The 24,217-nt window shown below is 61.6% G+C and carries 28 protein-coding genes; 26 read left to right on the top strand and 2 right to left on the bottom strand.

Features of this window, described 5'->3' with window-relative positions:
* Position 1 precedes the first annotated feature (1 nt).
* Genes AACG97_RS17770 through AACG97_RS17705 form a run of 14 tightly spaced genes read left to right on the top strand, consistent with a single transcriptional unit; the run spans position 2 to position 10,133 of the window.
* Positions 2 to 979, top strand: a complete 978-nt coding sequence (locus AACG97_RS17770) for a major capsid protein (protein WP_029886759.1) — start codon at positions 2 to 4, stop codon at positions 977 to 979.
* 47 nt (positions 980 to 1,026) lie between these two features.
* Positions 1,027 to 1,332: a HeH/LEM domain-containing protein gene (locus tag AACG97_RS17765; protein WP_023662707.1), complete on the top strand. Its 306-nt coding sequence runs from the start codon at positions 1,027 to 1,029 to the stop codon at positions 1,330 to 1,332.
* A 3-nt stretch (positions 1,333 to 1,335) separates the two neighbouring features.
* A complete protein-coding gene (locus AACG97_RS17760; protein WP_023662706.1) occupies positions 1,336 to 1,713 on the top strand; it encodes a hypothetical protein in 378 nt (125 codons plus the stop codon).
* Positions 1,714 to 1,716: 3 nt separating this feature from the next.
* On the top strand, positions 1,717 to 2,109 hold the full coding sequence (locus AACG97_RS17755; RefSeq protein ID WP_023662705.1) for a hypothetical protein: 393 nt from the start codon (positions 1,717 to 1,719) through the stop codon (positions 2,107 to 2,109).
* A 1-nt stretch (position 2,110) separates the two neighbouring features.
* Positions 2,111 to 2,785, top strand: coding sequence for a hypothetical protein (locus AACG97_RS17750; RefSeq protein WP_029886760.1), 675 nt, complete (start codon positions 2,111 to 2,113; stop codon positions 2,783 to 2,785).
* Positions 2,782 to 3,210 (top strand): phage tail terminator-like protein, encoded by a 429-nt coding sequence (locus tag AACG97_RS17745; protein ID WP_023662703.1) that lies wholly within the window; start codon positions 2,782 to 2,784, stop codon positions 3,208 to 3,210. Before AACG97_RS17750 ends, AACG97_RS17745 begins: the two co-directional genes overlap by 4 nt.
* Before the next feature lie 39 nt (positions 3,211 to 3,249).
* Entirely contained in the window at positions 3,250 to 3,909 is a 660-nt protein-coding gene (locus AACG97_RS17740; RefSeq protein ID WP_023662702.1) for a phage tail protein, read from the top strand.
* A gap of 9 nt (positions 3,910 to 3,918) precedes the next feature.
* On the top strand, positions 3,919 to 4,302 hold the full coding sequence (locus AACG97_RS17735) for a phage tail assembly chaperone (protein ID WP_029886761.1): 384 nt from the start codon (positions 3,919 to 3,921) through the stop codon (positions 4,300 to 4,302).
* Positions 4,299 to 4,616: a DUF1799 domain-containing protein gene (locus tag AACG97_RS17730; RefSeq protein ID WP_373754569.1), complete on the top strand. Its 318-nt coding sequence runs from the start codon at positions 4,299 to 4,301 to the stop codon at positions 4,614 to 4,616. The genes AACG97_RS17735 and AACG97_RS17730 overlap by 4 nt, the downstream gene beginning before the upstream one ends.
* 3 nt (positions 4,617 to 4,619) lie before the next feature.
* Positions 4,620 to 8,057 (top strand): phage tail tape measure protein, encoded by a 3,438-nt coding sequence (locus AACG97_RS17725; protein ID WP_029886763.1) that lies wholly within the window; start codon positions 4,620 to 4,622, stop codon positions 8,055 to 8,057.
* Positions 8,057 to 8,395 carry a phage tail protein gene (locus AACG97_RS17720; protein WP_029886764.1) on the top strand — a complete coding sequence of 113 codons (339 nt, stop codon included), beginning with the start codon at positions 8,057 to 8,059 and terminating at the stop codon, positions 8,393 to 8,395. Before AACG97_RS17725 ends, AACG97_RS17720 begins: the two co-directional genes overlap by 1 nt.
* Before the next feature lie 9 nt (positions 8,396 to 8,404).
* Positions 8,405 to 9,154: a phage minor tail protein L gene (locus AACG97_RS17715; RefSeq protein WP_232555078.1), complete on the top strand. Its 750-nt coding sequence runs from the start codon at positions 8,405 to 8,407 to the stop codon at positions 9,152 to 9,154.
* A 2-nt stretch (positions 9,155 to 9,156) separates the two neighbouring features.
* The gene (locus AACG97_RS17710) at positions 9,157 to 9,912 is read left to right on the top strand and encodes a C40 family peptidase (RefSeq protein WP_029886766.1); all 756 of its coding nucleotides are present in this window, start codon (positions 9,157 to 9,159) and stop codon (positions 9,910 to 9,912) included.
* Positions 9,913 to 9,938: 26 nt separating this feature from the next.
* A complete protein-coding gene (locus AACG97_RS17705) occupies positions 9,939 to 10,133 on the top strand; it encodes a hypothetical protein (RefSeq protein ID WP_125920169.1) in 195 nt (64 codons plus the stop codon).
* On the opposite strand, the gene AACG97_RS17700 is transcribed toward AACG97_RS17705, so the two are convergent.
* The gene (locus AACG97_RS17700) at positions 10,117 to 10,362 is read right to left on the bottom strand and encodes a hypothetical protein (RefSeq protein ID WP_029886768.1); all 246 of its coding nucleotides are present in this window, start codon (positions 10,360 to 10,362) and stop codon (positions 10,117 to 10,119) included. The two genes, AACG97_RS17705 and AACG97_RS17700, sit on opposite strands and share 17 nt — an antisense overlap.
* 329 nt (positions 10,363 to 10,691) lie before the next feature.
* Here AACG97_RS17700 and AACG97_RS17695 point away from each other — a divergent pair, with 329 nt between their 5' ends.
* The 12 genes from AACG97_RS17695 (at position 10,692) to AACG97_RS17640 (ending at position 22,805) form a co-directional block, all read left to right on the top strand.
* On the top strand, positions 10,692 to 11,342 hold the full coding sequence (locus tag AACG97_RS17695; RefSeq protein WP_050492223.1) for an NYN domain-containing protein: 651 nt from the start codon (positions 10,692 to 10,694) through the stop codon (positions 11,340 to 11,342).
* A 208-nt stretch (positions 11,343 to 11,550) separates the two neighbouring features.
* The gene (locus AACG97_RS17690; protein WP_029886770.1) at positions 11,551 to 11,892 is read left to right on the top strand and encodes a hypothetical protein; all 342 of its coding nucleotides are present in this window, start codon (positions 11,551 to 11,553) and stop codon (positions 11,890 to 11,892) included.
* A 192-nt stretch (positions 11,893 to 12,084) separates the two neighbouring features.
* Complete coding sequence (locus tag AACG97_RS17685; protein ID WP_225785667.1) at positions 12,085 to 12,264, top strand: hypothetical protein; 180 nt, start codon at positions 12,085 to 12,087, stop codon at positions 12,262 to 12,264.
* 57 nt (positions 12,265 to 12,321) lie between these two features.
* Entirely contained in the window at positions 12,322 to 12,900 is a 579-nt protein-coding gene (locus AACG97_RS17680) for a tail assembly protein (RefSeq protein WP_029886772.1), read from the top strand.
* Between the two features lie 56 nt (positions 12,901 to 12,956).
* Positions 12,957 to 20,282, top strand: coding sequence for a phage tail protein (locus tag AACG97_RS17675; RefSeq protein WP_125920170.1), 7,326 nt, complete (start codon positions 12,957 to 12,959; stop codon positions 20,280 to 20,282).
* The gene (locus AACG97_RS17670) at positions 20,279 to 20,659 is read left to right on the top strand and encodes a hypothetical protein (RefSeq protein ID WP_029887515.1); all 381 of its coding nucleotides are present in this window, start codon (positions 20,279 to 20,281) and stop codon (positions 20,657 to 20,659) included. The genes AACG97_RS17675 and AACG97_RS17670 overlap by 4 nt, the downstream gene beginning before the upstream one ends.
* Positions 20,643 to 20,813, top strand: coding sequence for a hypothetical protein (locus AACG97_RS17665; protein WP_019750987.1), 171 nt, complete (start codon positions 20,643 to 20,645; stop codon positions 20,811 to 20,813). The genes AACG97_RS17670 and AACG97_RS17665 overlap by 17 nt, the downstream gene beginning before the upstream one ends.
* Before the next feature lie 61 nt (positions 20,814 to 20,874).
* On the top strand, positions 20,875 to 21,099 hold the full coding sequence (locus AACG97_RS17660; RefSeq protein WP_029887516.1) for a hypothetical protein: 225 nt from the start codon (positions 20,875 to 20,877) through the stop codon (positions 21,097 to 21,099).
* A gap of 60 nt (positions 21,100 to 21,159) precedes the next feature.
* Complete coding sequence (locus tag AACG97_RS17655) at positions 21,160 to 21,591, top strand: lysozyme (protein ID WP_125920171.1); 432 nt, start codon at positions 21,160 to 21,162, stop codon at positions 21,589 to 21,591.
* The gene (locus tag AACG97_RS17650) at positions 21,588 to 21,950 is read left to right on the top strand and encodes a hypothetical protein (RefSeq protein ID WP_054881867.1); all 363 of its coding nucleotides are present in this window, start codon (positions 21,588 to 21,590) and stop codon (positions 21,948 to 21,950) included. The genes AACG97_RS17655 and AACG97_RS17650 overlap by 4 nt, the downstream gene beginning before the upstream one ends.
* A gap of 125 nt (positions 21,951 to 22,075) precedes the next feature.
* The gene (locus AACG97_RS17645; RefSeq protein ID WP_029886948.1) at positions 22,076 to 22,381 is read left to right on the top strand and encodes a hypothetical protein; all 306 of its coding nucleotides are present in this window, start codon (positions 22,076 to 22,078) and stop codon (positions 22,379 to 22,381) included.
* A gap of 79 nt (positions 22,382 to 22,460) precedes the next feature.
* Complete coding sequence (locus AACG97_RS17640) at positions 22,461 to 22,805, top strand: LexA family protein (protein ID WP_230584491.1); 345 nt, start codon at positions 22,461 to 22,463, stop codon at positions 22,803 to 22,805.
* Between the two features lie 5 nt (positions 22,806 to 22,810).
* Here the strand turns inward: AACG97_RS17640 and AACG97_RS17635 are convergent, their stop codons facing one another.
* On the bottom strand, positions 22,811 to 23,989 hold the full coding sequence (locus AACG97_RS17635) for a tyrosine-type recombinase/integrase (RefSeq protein ID WP_029886950.1): 1,179 nt from the start codon (positions 23,987 to 23,989) through the stop codon (positions 22,811 to 22,813).
* Positions 23,990 to 24,217 lie beyond the last annotated feature (228 nt).

The raw sequence follows: 24,217 nt of genomic DNA, 5'->3' as shown, positions 1-24,217 counted from the left end.
CATGGCCACGACCCAGCTGTCGGACATCTTCGTCCGCGACTACTACGGCGCGCTGGCGCCGGTGAACACCCCCGAAAAAACCGCCGTCTTTGAATCGGGCATCGTGACCCGCTCGCCGACGCTGGACAACATCGCCAACAACGGCCAGGGCACTTCCGAGATCAGCTACTGGCAAGATCTCGACGCCGACGAGGCGCCGAACATCTCGAACGACAACCCGGACGATTTGGGTGAGGTCGGCAAGGCCGAGCAAGGCAGCATGCGCGCTCGTACGCTGTACCTCAACAAAGGTTACGGTGTCGCTGACCTCACCGCCGAGCTGGCCAACAGCGAGCCGATGCAGCACATTCGCAACCGCTTCGGTACCTACTGGACCCGCCAGTGGCAGCGTTACCTGCTGGGTGCCGCCCGAGGCGTCATCGCCTCTAACATCGCCAACAATGGCGGCGACATGGTCAAAGACGCCGGTCCCAGCATCAGCGCCTCCGCATTCCAGGACGCAGCCTTCACCGCCGGCGATGCCGCCGACATGTTTGGCGCCATCGGTGTGCACTCGGTAGTAATGAATCAGATGGTCAAACAGGACCTGATTGAGTACCTGCGCGACTCGACCGGCAAAATCATCCTGGCAACCTATCTCGGCAAGCCGGTGTTCATGGACGACAGCCTGACCTACGCGCCTGGTCAGTTCCTGTCGATCTTCTTCGGTCAAGGCGCATTCGGCTACGGCGAGGGCACCCCGCACACTCCAGTCGAGATGCAGCGCAAGCCTGACGGCGGTAACGGTGGGGGCGCCGAGGTTCTGTGGGAGCGCAAGACCTTCATCCTGCAGCCTGCCGGGTTTAGCTGGAAGGGCAGCAACAACTTGAACCTGAGCCCGAATGCCACCCAGTACGCCAGCGCCGCGAACTGGGAGCGTGTATTCGACCGCAAGCAGGTTCCGTTCGCTGCTGTAATCAGCGGCACCGCCACCCCTTGATCCCATGATGCAGGGCGCTGACTTGGCGCCCTGCGCAGGAGAACACCATGAAAGTCATCTACACCGACAAGCCAGGCCGTGAGCGCGGCGTTTGTTATCGGCTCCTGAGCCAATTCTTCGGGGTCATCGACGGCGCAACGCATGTTGTGGTCGAAGGTGAGGCGCCTGAGATCGTCGAGGCCTACGAGGCGGCCGGCATCAAGGTTGGCGACCAATACGCCCAGGAACAGCCTGAAACTGACCCGCGCAAGATGAAGGTGCCCGAGCTGAAGGAGTGGCTCGCCACCAAGGGTATTGATTTCGACGCCAGCGCTAAGAAAGAAGATCTGCAAGCCCTGATTCCGCAGGAGTAAGCGATGACCGACTTCATCACCGTTGCTGATGTTGACCAGGCGCTCGGGCAGGGTTGGGCTGGCGACGGTGATGCGGTTCTCGCCGTTGCCATGGCCAATGCCTGGCTCACGGCCAAGATCAAGCGACCTGTGCCAGACCCGGTGCCTGACGCCATCGTGAGTGCCGGAGCGCAGGTGGCCAAGCTGGCTGCGGCCGGCAAGCTGTACAGGGATACCCAGCGCGAGGTGCAGAGCAAGACGGTTTCGGCCCAGGCTGGCACCTCGACCAGCAAGACGTACGTCGCGGGGTCTGTAGATCGCTCCGCTGGCGAGAGCTTCGCCCTCGACCTTCTCGCCCCATGGATCCGCCGCTCTGGCACTGTGATGCTCAAGAGGATTTGACCCATGGGCATGCGCGAAGAGATCCAGGCCGACCTGGCGGAAGCGTTCGATGATCCAGATGGCCTGGCCGATGCGGTAAAGCCGGTTTCAGGGAGCCGTACCGTAAAGGGCGGATACGACCCCGAGATTGGCGGCACCGTCCCGGCTTCGACCATCTATTACACCGGGCGCGGCGTGTTCGGCAGCTACCTGGCCAAAGAGATCGACGGGACCCGTATCCAGACCGAGGACGTGAAGTTGCTGGTGCTTCAGAACGAGCTTTTCGAGGGACAGGCCGGTGCCGCCACAGACGCCCCGGCGGCGCCCAAGATCGGCGACCAGGTGAGCGGCTACCGCGTGCTCAACGTTTCCGAGGACCCAACCCAGGCGACATGGACCATTCAGCTGAGGAAGTGACATGGCACGCAGCTCACACATGGTCCAGCGGTACGGCGGGCAGCAGGGCGACTTCGCTGAAGCCATACGGGCGTTCGCCGAGCAGGCTGAGCAAGCCTTGGACGCCACCTTCCGCGAAATCGTGATCGAAATCGGCAGCAGCGTCATCCGCATGTCGCCGGTAGGCAACCCGGAACTATGGGCGGCCAACGTGGCTCACCGGGCCAAGGCCAACAAGGCTGCCGATGACTACGACTTCAAAGTCGCGGTACGCAACACCCTGATCAACCTGAATCAGGACAACTTCACCAAGGCCGGCAGGCTGCGTAAAGGCGTGAAGTACGCCAAGCCCCTGACCAAGACCGAGCGAGAGCAGAACTTCGCTGTGAACGGCCTAGTTGCCGGCCAGGGATACGTTGGCGGGCGGTTCCGGGGCAACTGGCAGTTCTCCATCGACTCTCCGGCGACTGAGGAACTCGACCGCATCGATCCGTCGGGCAGCGAGGCCATTACCGCGCTCATCACCCAAGTGCAGGCGCTGACCATCGGCCAGACCGCGTTCATCGTGAACAACTTGCCGTATGCCATCCCGCTGGAATACGGGCATTCGTCGCAGGCTCCGGCTGGCATGGTCCGGGTCACGCTCGCAAACTTCCAGCGCATCGTCGACGAAGCCATCAGGAACAACCGCGTATGAGCCAAGCAAAGGCCCGCCAAGCTATTGAAATCAAGCTGATGGCTTGGGCCGCGGCGCGACCGATCCGTGTTGCGAACTTCGAACAGGAGTTCGTGGCTCAGCAGGGTGAAACATACCTGCAAGCGTTTCAGCTGCCGGGAGCAACTACCTGTCGTTATCTGGGCGGGGATGCCTACGAGTACGCCGGCGTCTACCAGGTGAGCATCGTTTGCCCGGCGGGTCAGCCACTGGCTACCGCTGAGAGTCTGGTCGAGGAGCTTTCGAGCCTCTTCCGAGTGGATTCGGAGCTCAGCCGCAACGGCTTCGAGGGCCTGGTCACCGAACCAGTTGACCAGGGGCCAACCATTACCGAGTCGGCGACCTACACGGTCCCGGCCAGCTTCACCTACCGCGGTGTCGCGGATCTACCGCCCGCTGGGGCATAACCAACCGCCGCCCGGCGGGCTATCAAGAGGAAACAAACCATGGCCGCACGCTTCCCGCTGCCAAACGGCGCCGTGCTGGAGATCGCACGCGTCATCGGCGCCGCCGTCCCATTCACCGCGCTGACCAATGCGAAGCCTCCGGTGGCAGCCGCTGCCGGTCACACCATCCAGAACGGCGACGTTCTGCTGGTCAACTCCGGCTGGGCGCTGATCAACGACCGTGCCGTTAAGGCATCCGCTGTTGCTGCTGACGCGTTCTCCCTGGCCGGCCTGGACACCAGTGATGTAGAGCGTTACACCGCCGGGGCTGGGGTTGGCTCTGTGCTCCCGGTATCCGACTGGGTGCAGATCTCCAAGGTAACGTCTTTCAACTCGGCCGGGGGCGAGCAGCAGTACGCTACTGTCGGGTACCTAGAAGACGACGATGACAAACAGTTCCCAACCAACCGCAACCCGACAACCCTGTCTATTGTGGTCGAGGACCAGCCCTCTGCGGCTTACGTTGAGGCCGTTGAAGGCTACGACTCTTCGAAAGAGCTTGCAGTTATTCGTCTGAAGCTGCGCAACGGTGACCATATCCTGTATCCAGGCTACGTCAGCATCACTCCAGATCCCACAATGGAGCGGAACAACGTGATGACCCGCACCATCAGCGTCGGCCTGTCGGCTCGCTCGCTTCGTTACCTGGCCGGCGCGTAAGGAATTCTCATGGCGAAGATCAAAATCGCGCAGAACCCCACTTTCGCTGCCGTGGTGCAGGTTCCGCGCATTGGCGCCGAGCCGGCACCGGTGGAATTCCAGTTCCGCTACATGGACCGCGTGGCCCTGTCCGCAATGTTCGACCGCTGGAACAAGGCGCGCGACGCCTGGGCGGAAAAGGCCCAGAAGGACGGCGCGACTTGGGAGGAGGTCACCACCGGTGAAATCGCCCTGCAGGCTGAGCAGCTGGGCGATATCGTCACAGGCTGGGACCTGGAGGACGAGTTCAGCGCCGAGGCCATCGCCGACCTGGTGCGCACCTGCACCGGCGCACCGAAGGCAGTAATCGACGCCTACCAAGCCGCCTACAGTCCGGCCCGCCTGGGAAACTGAGGGCGGCGGCCCGGGCTTGCTACAAGCGCGGCCCGTCCGCTGAGCAACTGGCGGCGCTGGGGCTGACCCTTGATGACATCGAGGAGGAGGTAGTGGAGATCTTGCCGGATGCTTGGCCTGCCTTCCGCCTGTTCGATGCGCTGGGCACGCAGTGGCGGGTGGCTTCGGGCGGCCCGTCCGGCCTGGACTACGCCGCCATTCCTGCAACGGCCTCAATGCTCGGCATCAAGCGCCGCGACCTCACCGACATTTTCCCCGATCTCCGCGTGATGGAGGTTGAGGCCTTGGCCGTCATGGCCGAATCGATGGAGTAGATCATGACCACCATTGCCTCTCTCGGTCTTCAGATCGACTCCGGTGATGCCGTCGAAGCCAAGGACAACCTCGATCAGCTGACGGACGCCGGCAAGCGCAGCGAGGAGTCGGCTGGGCGAACCGGTCGAGCCTGGGAGACTGCCCTGGGCAGCCTGCAGGGTGACACCCGGCAGATCGTGCAGGAACTGCAGGCGCTCAACGCCAAGCAGACAGAGTTGGCGCAGCAGATGGCCACCGTGGGGCGCGCCGTTACCAGCGCTTCCACGGCATTCAGCAGCGCCGCGGCGAACATGGGCGCGTTCCGGACCGAGGCCGCGCAGGCGGGTAAGGTGCAGGAGGCGCTCACCACCGCCACTGATGCCGGTGCCCAGGCTGGCCGGCGCGCCGCTGAATCCGCCGACGAGCAGCAGGCCAGGATTCTGGCCGTGGCCAAGGCCTCGCTGGAGGCCAGCCAGTACGTTCAATCGCTCAACCGGGCAACCGAGCAGAGCGCCGAGGTCACCGCTCAGGCGAACGCCGTCCTGTCGGATAGTGCCGGCCGTCAGGCGTCCATCAACAGCCGGGCCCAGGCCCTCATCGCCACGGAAGAGCGCCAGGCGGAGGCGGCGAAGAAGGCCGCCGGCGCGCATCGGGAAGAAGGCCAGGCGCTCGAAGAGCTGCTGGGCAAAATTGACCCGACCGTCGCAGCAATGAGCCGCCTGGACCAGATGGAGCAGAAGCTGAAGGGCTTCCGCGCAAGTGGCGCGCTCGATGCGGAAACGTTCGGCGAGTACCAAGCAAAGATCGACCAGGCCCGCACAGCTCTTGGCAGCGCCGATACCGCGCTGAGCCGCACTGGCATGACTGCAAAGGCTACCGCTGCAGCGTTGCGAGGTGTGCCGGCTCAGTTCACTGATATCTTCACGTCGATCGCCGCTGGCCAGCCAATCATGATGGTTGCCTTGCAGCAAGGCGGACAGCTCAAGGATATGTTCGGTGGGATCACCCCTGCCGCTAAGGCCTTGGGCGGCTACATCCTTGGGCTGGTCAATCCCCTTACCGTGTCGGCTGTCGCCGCAGCAGCACTTGGATATGCCTTCTACAAGGGATCTGAAGAGGCGGACGCCTACAGCAATGCGCTGATCCTCACGGGTAATTCCGCTGGGCTGACTGCCGACCAACTAGGCAGTATGGCCAAGCAGGTGAGTGCGACTGTTGGCACCACCGGGGCGGCTGCGTCGGTTCTTGCGAGCCTGGCTGGTAGCGGCAAGATCGCCGGTGACAGCTTCATGGATGTGGCGCAAGCAGCCATATCGATGGAGGAAGCAACAGGCAGAGCAGTTTCAGAGACCATTGCCGAGTTCGTAAAGCTGGCAGATGACCCAGTCAAAGCTTCTGCAGCGCTGAACACGCAGTACAACTACCTGACGAGCTCGGTCTACTCGCAGATTGCCGCGCTCGAACAGCAGGGGAGGCACGCGGACGCCGTCAAGCTTGCCACCGAAGCCTTCGCAGACGCTATCAACGAGCGCACCCCGAAGATCATCGAGAACCTGAGCTGGTGGGAGCGCGGTTACAACGCGGTTGCCAAGGCTGCTGATCAGTTGAAAAACATTGGTCGAGAGAGCATCGACGACGATATCCGCCAAGCCGAGATCAACTTGGCCCGTGCCGAGCGAGGCGACGTTGGTGCCTTCCAGAACCGCGACACGATGATCGAGTTTTACACCGATCAGCTCCAGTTCTTGAAGGACAAGAAAGCAGCCCAGGAGGATATCGCTGCATTCGACCGCCAGGAAGCGGAAGCCAACGAGAAGGCTATCAAGGCCATGGCCAAGGTCGATGCCCTGGAAAAGTCGGCCTGGACCAACTCCAAGAAACGCAGCGAGGCGCTCAAGGAGTACGAGCGGTCGCTGGAAGTCATCAGGAAGAAGGATCCAGCCGACGCGCGACTCAATCCTGAAACTGTCGCAAGGGTGCGCAGCAACATCGCCGAGCAGTACAAGGACCCAGTCGGGCGCACTGGTACTGTTGACCTCTCTGGCTTCAATACACAGAAGAACGCACTCAATTCCATCCTGGCTGAGTATAAGAACAACCAGAAGGAGCTGGACGCGGCACAGAAGGCCGGTCTGATCTCGCAAGAGTCGTACGCCGCCCAGCGGGCCGCAATCATCGAGCAGCAGAAGGCCGAGGTCACGAACGCCTACGAGGCCGAGATCAAGGCGCTGGAGGAGGCCAAGGGGCATAGCAGCACCAGCGCCCAGCAGCGAATCCAGCTTGACCAGAAAATCGCGGATGCCCGCGCCGCCATGGTGAAGGCGCAAAAGGACGCCGATACCGAGCTTTCGGTGCTGGCGACCAATGAGCAAGGACGGTTGGCCAAGCAGACTGCTGCAACCCAAGCTTATGTCGACCAGCTGGAGCGGCAGCGTGCTGCGCTCTCTATATCGGGCACGAGGGCCGCGAACAATCTCGGTCTTGGTGATCGCCAGCAAGGCTTGCAGCGTGATCTCGATGGCGTAACCGACCGGTTCAACGATGAGCGCACAAAGCTTCTTGATCGCAGGCGTACCGCCCCAGACAAGTACAGCCAGAACGACTACGAGCGCGACCTGGCAATTCTGAGCAAAGCCGAGGATGGGTACCGAGATACGGTCGTGGACAACTACGACAAAATTTCGGAAGCACAGGGCGATTGGCGCAAGGGGGCGTCATCGGCCTTCCAGAACTATCTGGAACAGGCCCGGGATGTCGCCGGGCAGACAAGATCTCTGTTCACCAACGCCTTTAGCTCGATGGAAGACGCGGTCGTGAACTTCGCCATGACGGGCAAGTTCTCGTTCGCCGACTTCACCAAGTCGGTTCTGGCCGATATGGCTCGCATCGCGACACAGCAGGCTGCTTCTGGCCTGCTGGGTAGCTTGGTGAGCTGGGGTGCCACTGCAGCCTCTGCCTATTTCGGTGGAGGCACCGGTAACGGCATGGAGGCTGGGTCTGCAGGCGCGGTGTCGTCCAACCTGGGAGCATCCCAGGCCGGGTACTCGTCCGCGTATGGATTCTCTGACGGCGGCTACACAGGAGATGGTGGCAAGTATGAACCTGCCGGCATTGTCCATGCCGGCGAGTTCGTACTGCGTCGCGAAGTTGTCAGCCAACCAGGAATGCTTGATTACCTGCAAACCCTGAATAGTCGCGGCTACGCAGATGGCGGGTTGGTGACGCCGACGGCGGTACCCCGCCAGATCTCCAGCGCGAGTGGTGGGGCTTCGTACAGTTTCCCGGTATCGGTTCAGGTCGATGCGTCTGGGCAGTCATCCTCAGGGGCTCAGTCGCCTCAGGACATGGCTGCCGTCGGACAGGGCATCCAGGCTGCCACCAAGGCTGAAGTCGAGAAGGCCATCGCCGCCGGGCTACGGCAGGGTGGTTCGATCTGGCGCGCAATTAACAGGAGGGGCTGATGGCCATCGAAAAATTCAGCTGGCCAACCCAGCGCGGGGAAACGCCGGAGATCAGCTACCGAACCCGCGAGTCGCGCTTCGGCGGGGGGTACCGACAGGTCGTTGGCGACGGACCCAACAACAAGGAAGACAGCTACCCCATCACGGTTACCGGCACGAAGGCCCAGGTACGCAAGATCATGGAGTTCTTCGATAAGCACGGCGGTGCCAAAGCCTTTCTCTGGACTACGCCACTTGGGGACCTCGGTTTGTTCACCTGCAAAGACCCCAAGCCTACCCCGGTGGGCGGCGGCCGCTTCAAAGTGAGCGCCACCTTCGAGCGGGCCTTTCATCCATAAGGAGCCGGCATGTCACTGATCAAGGATATCCAGACACTGGAGCCCGGCAACGAGGTGCTGCTGTTCGAGCTCGACGGTTCGGACTTCGGCGCCGACACCCTGCGCTTCCATGGCCACGCCATTCCTCACACCCCCGAGGAGCTGGCCGCCGCCGGCGCGAACGCCGACCAGCTTCCGGCCAAGTCGATCTGGTGGCAAGGCAACGAATACGGCGCCTGGCCTATGCAGATCGACGGCATCGAGGCGAATTCGGACGGTACGGCCGTGCGCCCCACGCTGACGGTTGGCAACGTCAACGGGCGGATTACCGCCCTGTGCCTGGCCTTCGACAACCTGCTCGAGTTCAAGCTGACCATGCGTCACACCATGGCTCGGTACCTGGACGCTGCCAACTTCCCCGGCGGCAACGCTGAAGCTGACCCAGCCGAAGAGGCGATCGAGGTCTGGTATATCGACCAGAAGGTTTCCGAGAACGGCACCACGGTTTCTTGGGAGCTGACCAGCCCTGGCGACGTGGGCGGGGAGACGATCGGCCGGCAGATGACCCAGCTATGTCACTGGGCAATGACTGCCGGCTACCGTGGCCCCAACTGCGGCTACACCGGCCCCTATTACAATTTGGACGGCAACCCCACGGACGACCCGGCCAAGGATCAGTGCAACGGCTGTCTGGATACCGGGTGCACCGTCCGGCATGGCCAGGGCAACGAACTTCCCTTCGGCGGCTTTCCTGCCGTCTCGCTGATAGCCCGGAGCTGACCATGCGCAAACACATTCTCGCCGCCGTGCAAGCGCACGCTGCGGCGGAATACCCGCGGGAGTGCTGCGGGCTGCTCATCGCTGCGGGGCGCACTCAGCGGTACTTCCCGTGTGACAACACCGCTGTGGATCCTGCAGAGGAATTTCGCATCTCGCCGGAGCAGTACGCCGCGGCTGAAGACCAGGGCGAGGTGATCGGCATCGTGCACTCGCATCCAGATGCCACCAGCAGGCCGTCAGCTCGTGACTTGGCCGTGTGCGAGGCCACCGGGCTGCCCTGGTACATCCTGTCGTGGCCGGAGGGTGACCTGCGAACTGTCACGCCAACAGGTCACGCGCCGCTGCTCGGGCGGCCGTTTGTGCACGGCGCTTGGGACTGCTGGCAGGTCTGCGCTGACTGGTACAAACGGGTGTGGGACCTGGATTTCCCGGCCTATACCCGGAAAGAGGGCTGGTGGGAGAAGCCGGACGGACCGAGCCTCTATGAACAGGCTTACGAGGCAGCCGGTTTCTATCAGGTGAGCCAGCCGCAGCGCGGCGACATGATCGTCATGGCCGTGGGCCGTACGGCTCACCCGAATCACGCCGGCATCTACCTGGGCGCCGACGCACAGCTGCCCGAGGAGCGCGCCCAAGTCTTCGGGCCTGGCCCCTTCATGCTGCACCACCTGCTCGGCAGGCCATCAGAAATCATCGTGTTCGGTGGGCCCTGGCTCGACCGGACGCGCCTTGTGTTGCGTCATCGGGACGCGAAGTGAAGCGGCGTTGCCGCGGGAGAAGATGCATGGTTATTACCGAGCCTCAAGATGAAGAGCGCCAGATTCCCGGCTGCGAGAACGACCATCAACCTTTCCTGGCGGCTGTAGGCTTGCCAGTAAACTTCGGGACAGAATCGGTAAAGCAAGCCGGCCTGGTTGAGCGCCGGCTGCAGCGTATCGAGAGAATATTGGGTCTTGAACCTATCAGCCAGGAAGCTTAGCGGCATCAAAAATCCTGGAGATAGCGGAAGTATCCGCGTTGGGCTGCATGGGCCGGTGCATCTGTTTTGCTGTATCCAGCGCGCGAGCCTTCGCCCGTTCAAGCGATTCGGGCCCGCCTGCTGCGGCGAGCTCTGAGATCAGGCCAGAGATTATTGCCGTCAATGTATTCAGGTGCGAGGCGTGATTATTCAGGTGCTTGGTAATTTCGCGCTGTTCTTGCGGTGTCATTACGACCTCCTAGGTCATCATGCCCCGGTCCATGGGCTTTCCGGCAACGGACCGGGGCGGGTCGTTGGAGGCGCAACGCTACTACGGCGGGGAGCTGGCTGGTTACTGGCTTTCCGTCCAGGGTGGATAAGTGGACAGCGAGGCATACCGCGAGGCTAGCTGACCTCCGTGAAGCTCGGTTGGTACATGTTGGGATGCTTTGGTACGTGTTGACGGGCGTACAATGTGCGCCTATAGTTCGCTCCAAGAACCGGCTGCTCTACGGGTGACATATAAGAGGGATTCGTCCCCACCCGTCTAGCGGCCTTTTTTTTGCCTGGAGGAAATGGATGCTTAGGTACGCTGTTCTGATCGATGCGGGTTTTATCAAGCCGAAGCTTTGGCCTGTCAAAAAGGCGCCGATCACCAGCGAAATGATCGAGCTAGTCACCAAGAAGCTTTCTCAATCGCCCCACCTGATCAACCATCGTCTCCACCGGGTCTATTTCTACGACGCCAAGCCGTTGACCACCCAAGCAGAGCACCCCGACGGTACTACCGTCGATTTCGGGAAAACATCTGTTGCGAAGAACAACGAGGCGCTCCACGCCGGCTTGGAGAAAAGTCCTTATGTCGCGCTACGCTTCGGGGAGCTTGTCCACCAAGGGTGGAGGATAAATGGTCGAGCACTCAAGAAGGCGAACGCTGAGACGACGTTTTCCATTTCTGACCTGGAGCCCAGCATTCAGCAGAAAGGTGTGGACATGCGGATCGGGCTCGACATTGCCAGTCTCACACTGAAAAAGCAGGTTGACATTATTGTCTTGATAACTGGTGACAGTGACTTCATCCCTGCCATGAAATTCGCCCGACGCGAGGGAGCTCAGCTTTACCTCGTAACGATGGGGCATGGCGTTCGACCGGTCGTGCATCAGCATGCAGATCTGGTGATCAGTGAGCCAGCATCACATTATCTAACTGAAGACCCGCCAGTCCTGTGACCCAAGCCCAGCCCCGCGCTGGGCTTTTTGCGTCTGACACAGTGGAAAGCCTGCGCATGGCCGAGAAGCTTCAGGCTGGAATGCCGGAGGTCGTCGCGCACGGCCTGTCGCGGTAAACATCTGATCGAAGCCGAACCCCGCCTGCGCGGGGTTTTGGTGTTGGCGCCGATGATGTTAGATTGCCCTCGCCTACATGGAGGGATAAGGAATGCGTAATTCGTTGGCGGTCGGGTCAATTCTCGCAATGTCGTTGGTGTCGACGGCGTCTTTTGCTGCGAGGCCTTCCCAGGAGACGTTAGAGTTCTGTGACGGAATATCCAAACTGGCAAACTCGGTAATGACATCGCGTCAAAATGGCGTTGCTATGTCGAAATTAATGCAAGCCAAGGTTTCTGACGAAGCCATGAATGACCTGGGAGCACTGATGATTGAGCAGGCTTACGACTCGCCCGCTTATGGATCTCCTGAGTACAAGCAGAAGGCAGCCACTGACTTTGAGAACAGTTGGTTCTCCAATTGTTTGAAAGCCCGAAGCGCCGCCAAGAGCTAGGGGCTTAGTCGCATGCTAACTAATGTGAATTCAGTGGTTACCATTGTCGCCCTGATACTGCTGGCGGGGTGTACAACTCCCGGGGACTTACTAAAGAGTACTCCGACGATCGTGTCGGAGACCTCGAAAACACCAAAGGCATACGCCCTTTGCGTCCTGCCGGAATGGCAAGAGCACCAGGCTGGCGTAACCATGAATGAGACTCTGACGGGCTATCGACTGATCTCCTCAGCTGAGTCGATAGGCCAAACCAACGAGTTGCTGGAGATTAAGCAAACTACTCACGGCAGCGAGGTAAAGCTCTATCAGCGGATGCCTGGCATCAGCATTGGCAGATCAAAAATCATGTCGTCTGTGAAAAAGTGTCTGTGAACATTTTTTGAAGTGAGGAGCCGCCACTGGGCGGCTTTTTTTCGTCTGGAGAAAAGCATGACCCAAGAAATGACACTTATCGAGTTCTCAGGAACCTTGCGTAAAGCTCTGGGGAAACAGCATCGACGGCTTCTGGATACAGGCAGCGTCCGTGAGCTGCTGAAGGCGCTGACGATCACGTTGCCAGGCTTCAAAGAGGAGGTTGATCGTCTGTCTCGCCTGGGGATGAACTTCGCGATTTACCGAAACGGTAAAAACGTTGGTGAAACCGAATTCAGTCGTGGCGGAGCCAAGGCGGTGAAAATTGTACCGGTCGTTGCTGGCAGTAAGCGCGGCGGGGTGCTGCAGACAGTGATCGGCGCGATATTGATCGCTGCTTCTTTCATCCCCGTTCCTGGATTCCAGGCACTTCTGCCTGCAGGTGTGGCAATGGTAGCCGGCGGCGTAATCCAGATGCTCAGCCCCCAGGCAAAGGGTCTATCGCAGAGCGCCGCGCCCGAGAACCTGCCGAGTTACGCCTTCGGCAGCGCCAAGAACACCACCGCCAGCGGCAACCCCGTTCCGATCTGCATCGGCGATCGACGCTGGGGTGGGGCGATTATCTCCGCCTCGATTGAGGCGCAGGACAAGGCATAGCGCCAAAAGAATGCATAGACCGCCAGCTGGCGGTTTTTTTTCGCCCGGAGGAAAGCATGGGCCCTGTAGATCATCTGGAAATCACCGGCGCCAAGGGCGGCGACAGCAAGCCGAAAACTCCGGTCGAGGCACCGGACAGCCTGCAGTCGACGAACATCGCCAAGATCCTGCTGGCCGTGGGTGAGGGCGAATTCGACGGTAGGCCAACCGACCGTGACATCTACCTCGACAACACGCCGATCATGGACGCCAGCGGCAATGTGAATTTCCCAGGCGTGAAGTGGGAGTGGCGCCCAGGCTCCGTCGAGCAGGAGTACATCCAGGGCATTCCTTCGATTGAGAACGAAACCACCGTCAACGTCGAGCTGCGCAGCGACAACCCGTTCACCCGCGCCCTGAGCAACACCCAACTCTCGGCCGTGCGCGTGCGCATGACTTGGCCGCGCCTGGCGCAGCAGGACAGCAACGGCAACACCAACGGCTACCGCATCGAGTACGCGATCGATATCGCCACCGACGGCGGCGCCTACGTCGAGGCACACCTCGGCGCCGTGGACGGCAAGACCACCAATGGCTACCAGCGCTCCGTGCGTGTGAACCTGCCCAAGGCGACCTCCGGCTGGATGCTGCGTGTGCGCCGGATTACCCCAAACGCCAACAGCGGCACAATCGCCGACACGATGACCATCGCTGGCTACACCGAGATCATCGACCAGAAGCTGCGCTACCCGAACACCGCGCTGCTGTACATCGAGTTTGACGCCCAGCAGTTCCAGAACATCCCGGCTGTCACCGTGAAGTGCAAGGCCAAGCGTTGGCCGGTACCGACCAACTACGACCCGGTAGCCCGTACCTACACAGGCGTATGGGACGGCACCTTCAAGCAGGCCTGGACCAACAACCCAGCGTTCGTGACCTACGGGCTGTGCGTCGAGGATCGTTTCGGCCTGGGCAAGCGCATCAAGTCGTGGATGGTCGACAAGTGGGAGATGTACCGCATCGCCCAATACTGCGACCAGCTGGTGCCGGATGGCGTGGGTGGTCAAGAGCCGCGCTATCTGTGCGACATGAACCTGCAGGGCCGCTCCGAGGCCTGGACGCTGCTCCGTGACTTGGCAGCCATCTACCGGGGCATGGTGTACTGGGCTCACGGCTCCCTGTTCATGCAGGCGGACATGCCGCGCGCCCAGGATATCGACTACGTCTTCACCCGGGCCAACGTCATCGACGGCGAGTTCGTGTATGGCGGCGCGGAGCGCAACACGCACTACAGCCGCGCCCTGGTCAGCTACGACAACCCGGCCAACAACTACGACACCGACGTCATTCCGGTGACCGATCTGTCGCTCCAGCGCCGGTACCGCGATCGCCCAATCGAGCTGTCGGCGATTGGCTGCACCCGCGCCTCCGAGGCCCAACGCCGCGGTAAGTGGGCGCTGTTGAGCAACAGCCAGGACCGCACCGTCACCTTCAAGACCGGCATGGAGGGTCGCATTCCGCTGCCGGGCTACGTCATTCCTGTGGCTGATGAACTGGTTGCCGGGCGGCCGAACGGTGGCCGGATCGCCTCCGCAGCCGGCCGCGTGGTGACCCTGGACCGTGACACGCCGATCAAGGCCGGTGATCGTCTGATCTTGAACCTGCCGAATGGGACTGCTCAGGCGCGCACCGTGCAATCGGTAGCTGGGCGCGCGGTCACGGTGACTACCGATTACGGGGTCCAGCCTGAACCTGAGCTGCAGTGGGCAATCGACTACGACGACCTGGCGGTGCAGTTGTTCCGCGTGCTGAAAACGACGCGCACACAGGAAGGCGAGTACGAGATCACCGCGCTTGAGTTCAATCCGAGCAAGTTTGCAGCGATCGATACCGGCGCCAAGCTGGACGACCGCCCGATCAGCGTCACCCCGGTGACCACCGTGCAGCCGCCGGCGAGCGTGACGCTGTCGTCTACCCACATGATTGATCAAGGCATCGCGGTCAGCACCATGACCATCGCTTGGCCGGCAGTGGAGGGTGCCGTTGCTTACGATGTTGAATGGCGCAAGGACAACGGCAACTGGATTCGTCTGCAACGCACCGGCGCTGCTTCGGTTGATGTGGTAGGAATCTACGCTGGCGCTTACCTGGCTCGGGTACGGGCGGTCAGTAGCTTCGACATCACGTCGATCTGGAAAAGCTCGAATCTGACTCAGCTGAATGGCAAGGAAGGCCTGCCGCCGGCCGTTACGTTCCTGGATACCGAAAGTCTGCTGTTTGGCATCGGCATCAAGTGGGGCTTTCCAGCGGGCGCCGAGGACACCCAGCGAACGGAGCTGTGGTACAGCGAAGGCACCGATCTGGGCTTGGCCACCAAGCTGGCCGACCTGGCTTATCCGCAGAACGAGCACGTCATGCAGGGCCTGCGCGCCGGGCAGCGTTTCTTCTTCTGGGCGCGCCTGGTGGATCGCACCGGCAACCTCGGCCCGTTCTTCCCGGAGGCCCCGGCAGTGGTTGCCGGAATGGCGAGCGCTGATGCTGGCGCGATCCTCGAGCAGATCAAGGATCAGATCACCGAGAGTGAACTGGGCCAGGAGCTTACCAGCCGAATCGACCTGATAGACAAGAATGGCCCTGGGTCGGTGAACGATCGGATAGGGACGGCCAAGACCGAACTGGTCCAGCAGATCAGTGAGGTAAACAACGCCCTCAACACCACCAAAGGCAACTTGCAGCAGCAGATCACCGCTGTGAGCGTTGATGTGTCGGCTGCCAAGGCCGACCTGCAGCAGCAGATCGCCAACGTCTCGGCCTTGGCCGGCTCGTTGCCGTACCGGAAAGACAAGGCCTACAGCGTCGGGCAAAGCGCCCTGGGCAGCGATGGTAAGTTGTACCAGGCCCTGAAAACCGTGCCGCTGAACACGCCGCCGCCGAACACCGCCTACTGGACCGATGTTGGCCTAGCTGTAGTTACGGCCAACGGCATTGCCGCGCGCGTCCAGACCATGGAAACCAAAGTCGAAACCCTGGAGGGCGCCACCTCAGCCCAGGCCCAGCAGATCTCGGGCCTGCAGTCGAGCCTAACCACCACCAATGGCAACGTGTCGGCTGCCCAGCAGGCTGCGCAGGATGCGGCCACGCTGGCGGGCGGGAAGGGCAAGGTCATTGTTCAGTCGGCCGCGCCTGCCGTCGCCGACCGTCTGGCTCAGAACCTTTGGATCGACACCACCAGCAATGCCAACACGCCGAAGAGGTGGAGTGGCACCGCCTGGGTCGCTGTAACTGACAAGGTTGCAACCGATGCTGCCGCAGCTGCCGCCGGCGCATTGGCCTTGGCCCAGACTAAGGCCGACGCCACGGTAGTCAGCAGCCTGACCACCCGGGTCAGCGATGCCGAGGGCAAGCTCACGTCGCAAGCCACCCGCATGGACGGCATGCAGACCAGCATCGACGGCAAGGCCAGCTCGCAGGCGCTGCAGCAGGTCACCACCCGGGTGGCGGCTACCGAAGACAAGGACAAGGCGCAGGATCAGCAGCTTTTGTCGCAGAGCCAAGCCCTGACTTCGTTGACCGATAGTGTGAGCAAGAAGGCTGAGGCCTCGGCGGTTCAGTCGCTGGGCAATCGGGTCGACAGTGCCGAAGGCGTTCTTACCAGCCAGGGGAGCGATATCACCCAGCTCAAGAACAGCCTGAGTGCCGCGCAGTCGTTTGTGGCCGGCAAGGCGTGGGAGTTCACGGGTTCGACGCGGGGTTGGTTTGGCACCCTCAGCGGTTCGACGTTTGTTGCCGGCCCGTTGTTCGCCACGGCCGGTAGCTGCCCGAACCTGCAGTGCAACTTCACCCCGGCAATCGCCGGCGCCGAGAACCCTTACCTGCGTATCCGCCTGCGTCGGCGCAACACCACCCGCGCAGGCGCCCAGATGTATTGGGCGAACGAAGATGGCGGGTTGGCCGAAGCCCGGCGCATGGCCTGGACGATCAACACCACCACGACCGATTGGCAGGATATCGAGATTGACCTGTCTGGCCACGCCGGTTGGAACGGCAAGAACATTCTGGCGATTCGTCTTGACATGATGAGTGCGTCGGATACCACCGGCGAAATCGACATTGCCTATATCGCGGTAGGGCGCCGTTCGATTGCGGCCTCGGCGGAAGCCGTATCCAACCTGAGCAGTGCCGTCAGTGACGCCGATGGCAAACTGACCACGCAGGGTCAGTCGATTATCGGCCTGCAGAACGGCCTGACCACGACCAATCAGGGGGTGACTGCTGCCCAGCAGGCGGCGCAAGCGGCAGCGACAGCCGCAGGTGCCAAGGGCGAGGTGATCTATGGATCGGCCGCCCCTGCAGCGGATAAGCGCCTGACGCAGAACCTGTGGCTCGACACCACCGGCAACGCCAACACGCCGAAACGCTGGAACGGCAGCAGCTGGGTAGCCGTGACTGACAAGGTGGCTACCGATGCAGCTGCGGCAGCGCAGTCAGCGCTGACCGAGGTGGCCAAGAAGGCCGATGCGTCGACCGTGCAGACCTTGTCCAACACGATCGCCCAGCATGGCCAGGACATTACCGCCCAAGGTCAGGCGATGACGGCGATTGACGCCGCGATCGCCGAGGTGGGCGGGGAGAACCTGCTGTACAATCCCACTTTCAATCGTGCCAGCGCGACCGATGCCAACGTGCCAGATGGGTGGGTGCTGGAGGGTAGTGCACCCAGAAACCCAAGCAGGGTGCCGTCCTGGTTGAACTCGGGAGAGCGGGCGTTGCGGGTCGCGGTCACTGGCGTCACGAACGCGAGCCCCTATTTTTCGCTGGTCACCCAGTCAACCCAGCGGCCAAGGGTAGCGGGCGGGCAGAGCGTCACCACATCGGTCAACGCCCGCCGCATGGCGGAGGCGGGCTTGCTGGCCCTGCGCATCATCTACCAGTGGATTAACGAAGCCGGCACGGTAATCTCGGCGCCGGCCAATGGATTCATGCCGATCACGGTTGAAGGTAGCCGACACTCGTTCACAGCGGTGGCCCCTGAGGGGGCTGTTCGATTCAACGTATATTTCCGTGTTCATAGCCAGACGGCAGCGGCTGTGAACGGCACTTTGGAGCTGGCCAGGCCGCAAGCTGAGTACGGTTCACGCGCAACGGGATGGCGTGACAATGGGCAGGTTGCGGCAGGTGAAATCGCCGCGAACGTCTCGGCTACCAACCTGCTGTCTGGGAGGGTCGAGCAGACTGAGCAAGGTTTGGTCTCCCACGGACAATCCATCATTTCACTGCAAGGAGGGTTGAATACTACCAACCAGGGCGTCACTGCTGCACAGCAGGCTGCCCAAGCGGCGGCGGCGGCGGCCGGCGCCAAAGGGGAGGTCATTTACGGCTCTACCGCGCCGGCTACAGACAAGCGCCTGGCGCAGAACCTGTGGATTGATACCACTGGCAATGCCAACACGCCAAAACGCTGGAATGGTAGCGCCTGGGTTGCGGTCACGGACAAAGTTGCAACCGACGCAGCGGCGGCGGCGGCCAACGCCTTGGCCGTCGCCCAGAGCAAGGCGGATGCCTTGGCGGTGCAGAGCCTGAGCACCAAAGTCAGCGATAACGAAGGCAAGCTGACCACGCAAGGCCAGGCGATCACGGGACTGCAGAACAGTCTGACGACCACCAATGGCAACGTCACGGCGGCGCAGCAGGCGGCACAAGCGGCGTCCGACGCGGCTGGCACCAAAGGCAAGGTGTTGTACCAGTCGACCGCGCCGGCCGTTGCGGATCGGATTTCCCAGAACCTATGGATCGACACCACCGGCAATGCGAACACGCCGAAGCGCTGGAACGGCAGCACCTGGGTGGCTGTCACCGACAAGGTGGCCACGGATGCGGCTGCAGCTGCGGCGGCTGCCAGTGCCTTGGCAGCGACCAAGGCGGACGCGTCGGCGGTGAGCCTGCTGAGCAACCGTGTTGGCACTGCCGAGGGCGTCCTGACCAGCAACAGCAGCGATATCACCCAGCTGAAAAACAGCATTGGAACGGCCCAGCCATTCGTGGCGGGCAAGTCCTGGGAGTTCATCGGCTCTACCCAAGGATGGGTAGGTACCATCGCCGGTTCGACCTTTACCGCTGGGCCGCTGTTTGCCACGGCGGGCAAGTGCCCGAACCTGCAGTGCAACTTCACCCCGGCAATCGCCGGCGCCGAGAACCCTTACCTACGTATCCGGCTGCGTCGACGCAACACCACCCGTGCGGGCGCCCAGATGTATTGGGCAAACGAGGACGGTGGCCTGGCTGAGGCTCGCCGCATGGCGTGGACCATCAGTCTGACCACCGACGATTGGCAAGACATTGAGTTTGACCTGTCGGGCCACGCGGGCTGGAACGGCAAAAGCATCATCGCCATTCGCCTGGATATGATGAACTCGGTGGACGCGTCGGGCGAAATCGACATTGCCTACATCGCGGTTGGCCGCCGCTCGGCGGCCGCCTCGGCGCAGGCGGTGGCCAGCCTGGAGAGCAACGTTACCCAGCAGGGCGGCAAGCTCACCGCCGAGGGGCTGCGGATCGACGGGTTGTATGCGTCGGTCGGTGATGCGGACGCAGCGATTCAGAATGAAGCCAAAGCGCGGGCCGATGCAGATGGTGCACTTAGCCAGCAGATCCAGACCACCCAATCGTCCTTGGGGGCCACCAATGCTTCGGTACAGCAGATCAGTACCGCGCAGACCGGATTGAATAATCGGGTCAACGCTCAGTTCTCGATCAAGGTTGCAGTTACGCAAAGCGGAGTTTATGCGCTCGGTGGGATTGGAGTAGGCATTCAGAACCAGAATGGTGTGCTGCAGTCGGTCGTGGCCGTCTTGGCGGACCAGTTCGCGGTAATCAACGCCGCCGGCAATGGTTACGTCAGCCCGTTTGCGATTCAAGGCGGCCAGGTGTTTATGAATGATGCCTTCATTCGTGATGGCAGCATCATCAACGCCAAGATCGCCAACGGTGCGATTACGTCCGCGAAGATCGGGGTGGCGGAAATCGACACGCTGCGAATTCGTGGTAACGCGGTCACTGTGCCGGTATCGGCAAGCAGCCCCGGGAATGTGCTGGGTGCGGGGGTAGGCCAATGGCAAAACCTGGTCGCTGTCGGCGTGCATATGGACGAGGGCGGTTTCATCACCGCCCAGTACAGCTGCTACCAAGGGTTTGGCAGTGGTATCCGTAAATACCAATTTCAGATGGACATCAACGGCTTGGTGATCGCGGAAGGTGGCGGCGATTGGGCGGATGGCTTCCCTAACCTGACGGGATCAATCGGCGTTGGCCCTGGTTATTTCGTCATCACTGTGAAGTGGTGGGGGGAGAACACGGGTGTCGGCGTGAGAAATCATAACCTCTTTGCGATGGGAACCAAACGATGAGCAACACTGGACACTTCGCAGCCTATGAGCCTGACGGCCGGATCGTATTTGCCGTCAGCTGCCCGCCCGAGTATGGGAAGCAGATCATCAGACTCAACACCGACCGGCCTTTCATCCAGGTGGCCACACCGGCAAGGCCGGCCGAACACTTCGTGGTGGGGCAGATGCTCAAGGAGCGTCCCCAGATGGGGGCGGTTCTCCAAGGGCTCTGGTTGAAGGGGGTGCACGAAGGTGCCGCCGTCAACATCGAGAGCGAAACCTACACCGCTGACGGCAGTGACATCGAGCTGGGATTTTCGGCGCCGGGTATCTACACCGTCACGGTCAGCCTTTGGCCATACCGCGATCAGGAGTTCACCGTTGAAAATTCAGCATAAGTGCGACCACACCAAGCGCCGTGCGGCCGAGTATCCGCCGGTGGAGGAACAACTGGACATGCTGTGGCATGCCATGAATCAAGGGCACATGCCCAAAGCAGAGCCGTTTTTCTCGACCCTGCAGCAGATCAAACAGCAATACCCCAAGGCTTGAACCCAAGCCAACTACCCAATGCCCGCCATCGAGCGGGCTTCTTTTGCCTGGAGATTTACCCATGCCATTTGTCGCCATCAACCTGAGCAATGACTACGAAGTTGCCAACAAAACTCGCTACGCCACCCAGGAGGAGGCCGACGCCCGAGCCCGCGAGATCTTGAGCCAGTTCCCGGCCGCCCAGGTCTGTGTCGCCCAAGTGCTGAAGGACTACACCGCCAAAGTCTCCATCAGCGCAAAAGATCCGGCAGAGCCAGCACCAGAGCCTGAGGCGCCTGCTGCCTGACGGCGTTCGCAACCACCCAATGCCCGCTCAACGCGGGCTTTTTTCGCCTGGAGAATACCCATGCGCACATCGCAACGCGGCTTGAACCTCATCAAGTCGTTCGAGGGCCTGCGCCTGCAGGCCTATCAGGATTCTGTCGGCGTCTGGACCATCGGCTACGGCGCCACCCGGGGTGTGAAGGCTGGCATGAAGATCAGCAAGGAGCAGGCCGAGCGTATGCTGCTTAACGACGTGCAGCGCTTCGAGCCAGAGGTGCAGCGCCTGATCACCGCGCCGCTGAACCAAAACCAGTGGGACGCCCTGATGAGCTTCACCTACAACCTGGGCGCGGCCAACCTCGAATCATCCACGCTCCGCCGGCTGCTCAATGCGGGCAACTACGCAGCTGCTGCCGAGCAGTTTCCGCGCTGGAACAAGGCCGGCGGGCAGGTGCTGTCCGGGCTGGTCCGCCGGCGGGCCGCTGAGCGGGATCTGTTCCTGGAGGCGATATGAACGACTGGGTGATGCGGCTTGCCGGTGCCGCCCTGATGGCCCTGCTCGGCGTGGCAGTGGGCGTCTGGCTCGCCACCAGCCATTTCCGGCCGGCTCTGGACGAGGAGCAGGACCGGGTCGCAGCATGCACAGCGGCGCGAGACAACCTTGCAGGCCTGGCGCAAGAACAGGGGAAGGCCCTGGGCGACCTGACCCTGGCGGCGAATGAGCGCCAGGCCAGGGTCGCGCAGGCGGTGGCCGAAGCCGGGGCCGGCGCAAAAGTCGACTATGCGGCGGCAAACCGCCTGCAGCAGGAGCGCACCGGCGGCGACCAATGCGCTGCCGCCACCTCAATCATCGATCTGGAGCTAGGGCTATGACCGATTTAGGGGTGGGCCTGCCCGGCCATCAAGCAGGCGAAATTACCACTGGAACCCGCATGGCTTCTGGGCTTGAGGGTGGCCACCAAGGTGGGCCCTGCAGGAGCAGCGAACAAGTGCAGGTCTTGCACAAAAGTGCAGGCGGTGCAGGTGCTGCAGGTCGAATCCTGCGCGGGGTGGGGGTGCTCGCAGGCATCGCCCTGCTGGCCGGCTGCGCAGGGGAGGTCGCGCCAGAGGTCCAGTACGTGCGCGTCGAGGTGCCAGTGCAGGTGCCGTGCCGGGCGCCGGAGGTGGCTGTTCCGCCCTGGGCAGCTGCCGGGCTGCGAAAGACCGACAGCCTGGAAGTGAAGGTGCGGGCGCTGCTGGCAGAGCGCCGGCAGCGGATCGGATACGAGAAGCAGCTGGAGGCTGCTGTTGAATCCTGCCGCTGACCGGCTGTTGCCTGAGTTGGCCTGCCCATAAGATACTGTATATATATCCAGTAATCGGCCAGCCACCATGCCTTCAACCATGCCCTCAGAAACTGACCACTTGCAGGTCTCCATCGACGATCTGCTCAAGCTGCACGCGCCCAACGTCTACCTGGTCAAGGTGGAGGGCGACAGCATGCAGGGGGCCGGCATCTATACCGGCGACCTGCTGATAGTCGATCGCCTCGCTGAGCCAAAGTCAGGCAGCATCATCATCGCCGCGCTGAACGGCGATGCCACCTGCAAGCGGATGATCATCCGTGACCGCCAGGTGGTTCTGGTACCGGACAACCCGAAGTTCCCGTCCAGGTACATCATGGAGGGTGACCACTTCGAGGTTTGGGGTGTGGTGACCCACAGCATTCGGGACCATGACCGCCGCTAGAGTCCTCAATGACGATCCGGCAATACCATGTCAGCCCATTCCTGCATCATCCGGCGCCGCTGCTCTATATAGGTGGCGTGGTTGTACACGTCGCGGATTGTACTGCTGTCGGCATGGGCAAGCTGGCGCTCGATCCAGTCCTTGTTGTAGCCGCGGCTGTTCATCTCTGTCGAGAACAAGTGCCGGAACCCGTGCGGCGACTGGCGGCCGGTGTAGCCACACCGGTCCATCAGGTTCACCGCGTAGTTGATGCCGATCGGCCGAATGGGGTCCGTCCGGTTCGGGAAAACGTACTTCAGGTTCCCGGATATCGGCAGCATCAAGCGCAGAATCTCGACCGCTTGGCGCGATAGTGGCACCACGTGGTCGCGGCGCATCTTCATCTTGGCGGCCGGGATGGACCAGGTCGCGGTTTCCAGATCGATCTCTGACCACTCGGCCTTGCGCACCTCTGCCGGGCGGCAGGCTGTCAGGATGAGCAGCTTGGTGGCGCACTGCAGCTGTAGGCCTGACTGGCTCGCCTCAATAGCCTTGATGATGGTCGGCATCTCGTCGAAGGTCAGGAACGGCCGGTTCTTGTGCGGCGCCATCTTCTCTGTCACAGCGTGCATTTCCGCCGTGGGGTTTACCTCAATCATTCCGATCGCAACCGCATAGCGGAAGACCTGGCCCGTCCACTGCCGAGTCTTAACGGCGGTAGTGATCGAGCCGCGCCGCTCTATGCGGCGGATCAGCGTAATCACGTCAGCGCGCCTGATGCTGTCGATCTGGCGCGGGCCAAATGCCGGAAGTACATCCAGCTCCATTGCGTTTGAAATAACCTTGACCGTTGACTCGGTCAGGCCTCCCTTCCTGAATTCAAGCCACTCTTCATAGACGCGGCGGAATGTCCTTTCTTGGGCGCCCAGGCGCTCAATCTTCTTCTCCCTCCTCGATTCGCGCGGGTCCTTACCTTGCGCAACCTCTTCGCGCGCCTCATCCCTCCGCGCACGCGCTTCCTTCAATCCGACTTCTGGGTAAGTACCAAGCGAGATCCTGGCCTGCTTGCCAAGCCAGGTGAACCTGAAGTGCCAGCTCTTCACGCCAGTGTTGGCGATGTACAGCGTCAGCCCGAGCGAGTCCGCTAGGGTGTAGCCCTTTTCCCGGGGCTTGGCCTGCCTGGCCGCGGTGTCCGTGAGCGCCACTAGTACATTGCCTCTTGCTGGTCGTTGGATGTACTGGATGATGTACTACGTTTTGGTCATTGGGAAGGTACAGCGTGGTACGCGGCGATACGCCAATGACGCCGCATTCAGGGCGTCATGGCTGTTTGTGGTATCGCGCGGTTTTCGGCGGGAATCCACTGTTGAATCCTTGAAGATTTCCACGCTGTCAGAACTCTGAGTGAATCAATAATGCGCGCAGTTTAACAG

The sequence above is a fragment of the Pseudomonas sp. Nvir genome, from assembly GCF_963778085.1.
GTDB classification, from domain to species: Bacteria; Pseudomonadota; Gammaproteobacteria; order Pseudomonadales; family Pseudomonadaceae; genus Aquipseudomonas; species Aquipseudomonas juntendi.
This window is presented reverse-complemented; position numbering and strand designations above follow the sequence as displayed.

Excerpts from the sequence above, each read along its gene's own strand:
- AACG97_RS17770 (WP_029886759.1), top strand. The coding sequence starts at position 2 with ATGGCCACGACCCAGCTGTCGGACATCTTCGTCCGCGACTACTACGGC.
- AACG97_RS17765 (WP_023662707.1), top strand. The coding sequence starts at position 1,027 with ATGAAAGTCATCTACACCGACAAGCCAGGCCGTGAGCGCGGCGTTTGT.
- AACG97_RS17760 (WP_023662706.1), top strand. The coding sequence starts at position 1,336 with ATGACCGACTTCATCACCGTTGCTGATGTTGACCAGGCGCTCGGGCAG.
- AACG97_RS17755 (WP_023662705.1), top strand. The coding sequence starts at position 1,717 with ATGGGCATGCGCGAAGAGATCCAGGCCGACCTGGCGGAAGCGTTCGAT.
- AACG97_RS17750 (WP_029886760.1), top strand. The coding sequence starts at position 2,111 with ATGGCACGCAGCTCACACATGGTCCAGCGGTACGGCGGGCAGCAGGGC.
- AACG97_RS17745 (WP_023662703.1), top strand. The coding sequence starts at position 2,782 with ATGAGCCAAGCAAAGGCCCGCCAAGCTATTGAAATCAAGCTGATGGCT.
- AACG97_RS17740 (WP_023662702.1), top strand. The coding sequence starts at position 3,250 with ATGGCCGCACGCTTCCCGCTGCCAAACGGCGCCGTGCTGGAGATCGCA.
- AACG97_RS17735 (WP_029886761.1), top strand. The coding sequence starts at position 3,919 with ATGGCGAAGATCAAAATCGCGCAGAACCCCACTTTCGCTGCCGTGGTG.
- AACG97_RS17725 (WP_029886763.1), top strand. The coding sequence starts at position 4,620 with ATGACCACCATTGCCTCTCTCGGTCTTCAGATCGACTCCGGTGATGCC.
- AACG97_RS17720 (WP_029886764.1), top strand. The coding sequence starts at position 8,057 with ATGGCCATCGAAAAATTCAGCTGGCCAACCCAGCGCGGGGAAACGCCG.
- AACG97_RS17715 (WP_232555078.1), top strand. The coding sequence starts at position 8,405 with ATGTCACTGATCAAGGATATCCAGACACTGGAGCCCGGCAACGAGGTG.
- AACG97_RS17710 (WP_029886766.1), top strand. The coding sequence starts at position 9,157 with ATGCGCAAACACATTCTCGCCGCCGTGCAAGCGCACGCTGCGGCGGAA.
- AACG97_RS17705 (WP_125920169.1), top strand. The coding sequence starts at position 9,939 with ATGGTTATTACCGAGCCTCAAGATGAAGAGCGCCAGATTCCCGGCTGC.
- AACG97_RS17700 (WP_029886768.1), bottom strand. The coding sequence starts at position 10,362 with ATGACACCGCAAGAACAGCGCGAAATTACCAAGCACCTGAATAATCAC.
- AACG97_RS17695 (WP_050492223.1), top strand. The coding sequence starts at position 10,692 with ATGCTTAGGTACGCTGTTCTGATCGATGCGGGTTTTATCAAGCCGAAG.
- AACG97_RS17690 (WP_029886770.1), top strand. The coding sequence starts at position 11,551 with ATGCGTAATTCGTTGGCGGTCGGGTCAATTCTCGCAATGTCGTTGGTG.
- AACG97_RS17685 (WP_225785667.1), top strand. The coding sequence starts at position 12,085 with ATGAATGAGACTCTGACGGGCTATCGACTGATCTCCTCAGCTGAGTCG.
- AACG97_RS17680 (WP_029886772.1), top strand. The coding sequence starts at position 12,322 with ATGACCCAAGAAATGACACTTATCGAGTTCTCAGGAACCTTGCGTAAA.
- AACG97_RS17675 (WP_125920170.1), top strand. The coding sequence starts at position 12,957 with ATGGGCCCTGTAGATCATCTGGAAATCACCGGCGCCAAGGGCGGCGAC.
- AACG97_RS17670 (WP_029887515.1), top strand. The coding sequence starts at position 20,279 with ATGAGCAACACTGGACACTTCGCAGCCTATGAGCCTGACGGCCGGATC.
- AACG97_RS17660 (WP_029887516.1), top strand. The coding sequence starts at position 20,875 with ATGCCATTTGTCGCCATCAACCTGAGCAATGACTACGAAGTTGCCAAC.
- AACG97_RS17655 (WP_125920171.1), top strand. The coding sequence starts at position 21,160 with ATGCGCACATCGCAACGCGGCTTGAACCTCATCAAGTCGTTCGAGGGC.
- AACG97_RS17650 (WP_054881867.1), top strand. The coding sequence starts at position 21,588 with ATGAACGACTGGGTGATGCGGCTTGCCGGTGCCGCCCTGATGGCCCTG.
- AACG97_RS17640 (WP_230584491.1), top strand. The coding sequence starts at position 22,461 with ATGCCCTCAGAAACTGACCACTTGCAGGTCTCCATCGACGATCTGCTC.